Annotated in this window: 2 protein-coding genes; both read right to left on the reverse strand. The window is 67.3% G+C overall.

The window, feature by feature from the left end; genetic code table 11:
• Nucleotides 1-618: 618 nt before the first annotated feature.
• Complete coding sequence (locus tag B5F85_RS10410) at nucleotides 619-3,291, reverse strand: S-layer homology domain-containing protein (protein ID WP_087317030.1); 2,673 nt, start codon at nucleotides 3,289-3,291, stop codon at nucleotides 619-621.
• A 133-nt stretch (nucleotides 3,292-3,424) separates the two neighbouring features.
• Nucleotides 3,425-5,455: a S8 family serine peptidase gene (locus B5F85_RS10415; RefSeq protein ID WP_087317033.1), complete on the reverse strand. Its 2,031-nt coding sequence runs from the start codon at nucleotides 5,453-5,455 to the stop codon at nucleotides 3,425-3,427.
• Nucleotides 5,456-5,592: the final 137 nt, after the last annotated feature.

Below are 5,592 nucleotides of genomic sequence, written 5' to 3' on the forward strand. Positions count from 1 at the left end.
AGAGCCCGATGGGGAGCCTACAAGGCTCGAGCAGGCTGTCAGCGTGGCGCAGGGCGTGACGGTGCCCTCCCCCTCTACGCTCGCAAGAGAGGGGGAGGGCGGCCCGTCTGGGGCCGGCAGCCTAGAACAAAAGACAGTGACTTTACGAGGGGCGGCACGTGCCGCCCCTCGACGTGTCTTCCTCGAATTAGCCCAAAAATGACGCCCTGCAGGCCGCTTGACCTGACGGTGGGATGCTTCGGGCGTCGCAGGTACGACAGAGGCGGCGCCCGGGAAACCCGGGCGCCGCCTCAGCTATAGATGGGCACTGCGTAACCTCGCCTCCGTGACATGCCGCCAGCAGGGCATCGTCCAAGAGCGAGCACGAGGGAAACGCGGCGAGGGGCGGCATCTGCCGCCCCTCGCCTGATCAATCTCTATGACTTGCGCCAACCGGCCCAGATGGGCCGCCCTCCCCCTCGCCGTTGCGAGCAATGAGGGGGAGGGCACCGTCACGCCCTGCGCCACGCTGACAGCCTGCTCGAGCCTGCTAAGGCTCCCCAGGGCGCTCACCTGCTCGATGAGCGCCCTGGGGAGCCCTCCCCCTGAGGGGAGGGACCCGTTTAAAGGACAGATGCGCTAGACGATGGGGATGAGCGCGCTGCCAGCCTTCTCGGGCTGCGCGTTGACGGCCATGGTCGCCGCGCGCATGCGCAGGATGGAGCCGGCAGGCGAGATGTTGGCGCCGCCGCCCATGATGCCCTCGGAGACGCACCAGGCCACGGAGTCCTTCGCCCAGTCGGAGACGACGGAGGCGTCGGGGTAGGCCGCGAGGGTCTCGTCGGCGTCGACGGCCTTGTACTCGCCCTTGGCCTTGGCGTAGTTCGCGAGCATGCAGGCGAACTCCTCGTTGGTCACCTTGCGGGAGACGCCGAAGGTGCCGTCGGCGTAGCCGTTGATCACGCCGGTCTGCTCGGCCCAGGCGATCGCCTTGGCGTAGAACTCGTTGCCGGTCACGTCGGAGAAGCCGGTCTCGAAGACCTTGCCGTCGGGATCGTACCCGTCGATGGTCTCGTTCTTATAGAACGCGTCGCCGCCGGCCATGTTGAACAGGACGCAGGCCGCCTCGGCGCGGGTGAGCTCGCGCATCGGGGAGAACGTCTTGCCCGAGCCGTCGCCGTTCATGTAGCCGTTGTCGCGGGCGGTGTAGACCGCCTGGCTGTACCACTCGTTGGCGGGCACGTCGAGGAAGACCTTCTTGTCGGAGACCAGGAAGGTGACGGTGACGCCGTCGAAGTCGTAGTTGGAGCCGGCCGCGGTGGCGGAGAAGCTGGCCCCGTAGGCGCCCTTGGCCTTCAGAGCGACGTCGGTGTCCTTGACGTCGGAGGCGTCGGGGAGGCCGTTCGAGTCGGTGCCGATCGCGTCGTAGGTGACCTCGAAGGCGTCGGCCGGGACCTCGACCTCGGCGCCGTCCTTGTAGAAGGAGAAGGTCGGGGTCAGGACGTCGCCGGTGTAGGCGAGGTAGGTCGTCTTGTCGGTGGCCACGCCGCCGTTGACGGCCGCCTTCGCGTCGAGCTTCATCGGGTTCACGGTGAAGTCGAAGGTCGCGGAGCCGCTGAAGGTCTTGCCGCTGACGGTGATCAGGTAGTCGCCCGCGTCGACGACCTCGTCGACCTTCGTCCAGCCGCCGTCGGCCTCGGCGCGCTCGATGGTGACGTCGTAGTCGGTGCCCTCGGTGAGGACCTTGTCGCCGACCTTGACGGTGAAGGCCATCTTCTCGGAGAGGTCGGTGCCGTCGTACTCGTCGGAGGTGGCGGACTCCACGTTCTTCCCGTCGTAGACAAAGAAGATGTTGTCGGCCTCGGTGACGTTGGCGTAGCTGACGACGACCTTGACGGTCTTGGAGCTGGCGACCAGGTCGGCGCCCTTGAACTCGTAGGCGTTGACCGTCACGTAGTAGGTGCCGGGGTTCTTGAGGGCGGAGTCGTCGGCGTAGGTCTTGCCCTCGTCGTCCTTGATCTCAAAGGTGTAGTCGACGTCGGGGCCGCCGACGCCGTCGGTCACCTTGACCCTGTTGAGGTCGAAGTAGACGACCTTCTCGGCGCCGAGGTCGACGACGTAGTCGGAGCCGTCGAGGGTGCCGCAGGCGGTGAAGTCGATGTTGGCGTCACGGGTGTTCTTGACGGCGGTCACCTTCGTCTCGCCCTGGATCCAGGCGGAGTCGTCCTTCGCCTTGATGGTGAAGGTGTACTTGCCGAGGGCGTCGGTGGCGCCGGTCACGTTGCCGTCGGGGTCGGACTCGAGGGTGACCACGACGTCCTTGGCGACCGCGCTGCCGAAGTCGCTGGCGACGACGTCGTTGATGGCGGCGACGACGTTCTTGATGTTGGAGGCGTCGGGCGTGTTAGTGCTGACGACCGGGGTGATGCTCGCAGTGGAGAGGTCGAGCCTGCCGAAGGTGAAGGGAATCTCCTTGTGGCCGGCGTAGTCGCCCAGGCCGTCGATGACGGCGACGTAGCTCGTCTTGGTGTCGAGCATATCCGTGGAGGCCATCGGGTCCTTGGCGCCCTGCTTGTAGATGTAGAGGGTGTAATCGCCAGTCGCGGCGGTGCCGTCGGTGGCCTTCTTGAGGATGTGGCCGTCGACCGCGACGTTCATGCGGTCGTAGACGTTCTGGACCGTCTGGGACATCGACTTTCCGGTCCAGTTGAAGGTGGTGTCGGTCACGTCCTCGCCGTCGATGAGGGTGGCGTCGGCGAGGGACTTCTTGGCGATGGTGAAGGTGTCGGCGACGTCGACGAAATCCCAGCCCGCGGCACCATTGTACTGTCCGACGACGACGGCGTAGGTGCCGGCGGTCGAGGGCATGGCGTACTGCCAGGTACCCTTGAGCTGGACCATACTCTTCCCGTTGTCGTACTTTACGGTGCCAGCGGTGTCGATCTTGGTCTCGAAGGTGTTTCCGACGCCTACCTTGACGTAGAAGTAGTAGTAGCCGCCAGCGGCGCTGGTCGCGGAGGCCTGGGAGACCTCGATGTTGTCGAGGCCCTCGACGGCGGGGTCGATCTCGGACGGGACGAGGCCCTGCTGCTTGCCGTTCTCGTAGTAGACGTCGCCGGGCTGGCCCTTCGAGTAGACGATGTCCGCCCCGCTGAGGGTGGCGGGGGTCTCCGCCTGGAGGCTCACGTCGCCCGCGGAGCCCGTGCCGGTCGCCAGCGCGATCGCGGGGACCGCGCCGACGGAGAGGACGCCGACGAGCGCCGCGGTGACGACGCGGCGGGCCTTCCCCCCGTTGTTGGTGCAAGCTGTCATGTGTTGTCTCCTTTTAATTGCGAAGGGACAACCTCTTGCGACGGGTTCTTCTCGCTAAACGGGAGGCGCCCCTTGCGGGGGCGCCTGGGAGGACGTGTTGCGCTGATTGGGTTTGTGCTCGGGTTCTTCTCGTCTAGGCCCCAAACGCGTAGTTCACGAGCATTGCGGCGCAGGTCGAGCGGTCCATCTGAGCGGTGGGGGAGAGCCAGCCGTTGTTACCCATGATCTTCTTGCCGGCGACCCAGGCCACGTTTGCGCGCGCCCAGTCGGTGACGTAGGCGGAGTCGGGGAAGGAGGCGAGGGTCTCCTCGACGCCCTCGGGGCTCGTGACGGAGGTGTCGCCGTCGATGACGAGGGCGTAGTTGGCGAGCATGCAGGCAAACTCCTGACGCGTCACAAAGCTGTGCGGGCGGAAGGTCCCGTCGCCGTCTCCGTTGATGACGCCGTTCTCCTTGCACCAGATGATGGCCTCGGTGTAGAACTGGTCGGTCTCGACGTCCGGGAAGCTGACCTTCCAACCGCTCTGAGCGTCCCAGTTCTGGGACGTCTTCTCGAGGGTCTGGCCGGAGAGGTTGTAGAGCACGCAGGCGACCTCGGCGCGCGTGAGGCGCGTGAGCGGGGCGAAGGTGCCGTCGCCGTGGCCGTTCATGATGCCGTTTGCGGCCGCCGTGCTCACGACGCCGTAGTACCAGTCGGTCTCGTAGACGTCGGAGAAGGTGGGGGCCTCCGGCTCGTCGGAGGCGAGCAGGTGCTCGAGGGCGGCGCCGGCGTCGAGCGCGCCGTGGCTGCCGCTGGTCTGGGTGCGGTCGTCATCGGGGTCGACGACGGGGGTCGCGGTCTCGTACATGGCCTCGAGGACCTCGTCGACCGTGGCGTCCGGGTCGGCCGCGAAGAGCAGCGCGGCGGTGCCGGAGACGATGGGCGTGGCGAGCGAGGTGCCCGACGAGGAGCCCGAGTAGCCGCTGCCGGTGCTCGCGGTGGACCAGATGGAGCGGCCCGGGGCGCTGATGTCCTTGGCGTCGTTGTAGTCAGACCAGTGGATGTTGGTGCCGTCCTTCTCCAGGGCGGTCACGCTGACGCACTCCTCGAAGTCGCCGGGGTAGATGTTCTCGTGGTAGTTGCCCTCGGAGTCCGTGTTGGGCTCGGTGTAGTCTCCGTTGCCGCCGGCGCACACGGTGAGGATGCCCAGGTCGCGGGCCTCACGGATGAGGTCGTGGAGATCGTCGTCGTTGACGGCCTCGCTGTAGCTGCCCAGGCTCAGGTTGAAGACGCGGACGTTTTTGAGCTCGCCTGCGCGAACAAGCTCGAGGACGTGCTCGTAGGCGCGGATGAGCTCGGCGGATCCGGTGGTCGAGGAGTTGTCCGGCAGGACCTTGATGGGGAGGATGTTGGCGTTGTAGGACGCGCCGGCGACGCCGACCCCGTTGTTGGTGACCGCGGCGGCGATGCCCGCGACGAGCGTGCCGTGGCCCACGTGGTCCGAGGAGCCGGTCTCCGCCAGGGTCACGGAGAGAGGCTGCTCGTTGGCGGAGTCCCACGCGTAGCCGGCGAGGATGTTGTCCGCGAGGTCGGGGTGGTCGAGGCGGGCGCCGGAGTCCAGCGTGACGATGGTCACGGCGTTGTTGGTCTTCGCGAGCTCCCAGGCGCCCACCAGGTTGGAGGAGTAGAGCCAGTACTGGTTGGGGGAGTCGTAGGGGCTGGAGATCTGGGCGTAGGGGTCGTTGGCGGCGATGGCCTCGCGCAGGGTGGTGGCGAGGGTCGTGGCGGTGCCGGCGGCGGAGGTTGCGCCGGCACCGGCGTCCTCGGCGGGGAGGATGAGCTCGTAGACGTAGTTGAGCTGGGCGTGGTCGACGCCGGGGATCTCCTGCGCGGCCGCGAGGGCCTGGTCGTCCGTCTGGCCGGCTGCGGGCTGGGCCTCGACGGTGAGCTCGCCCTGCGAGGAGCTCACGATGCCCTCGACCTCGAGGCCGGCCGCGTCGAGCGCGGAGGTGGCGTCTGCCAGCAGCGAGACCTCGTCGGCCGCGGGCTGGCTCATGGTCACGAGGATGCCGTCGGAGACGGAGCCCTGCGCGAGTGCTGAGACGGGGGAGGTCAGGGCGACTGCGAGCGAGAGGCCGGCGAGGGTAGCAAGGGCGAGGGGGGTGCGAGGGGCGTGGTTTCTCATGGCGGATCCTTTGCGAGAGGTTCTTCTCGGCGGCAGATCTTGGCTGCGGTTGCCCCATTGTAGCGCTTGGGGTTAGGGAGGCCGGGGCCTTGGCGGCGGGCGGGCTCGCGGGTGGTTGGCGCGGGCGGGTGCGGAGC

The organism is Olsenella sp. An293, assembly GCF_002159495.1.
In the GTDB taxonomy this organism is placed as follows: domain Bacteria; phylum Actinomycetota; class Coriobacteriia; order Coriobacteriales; family Atopobiaceae; genus Thermophilibacter.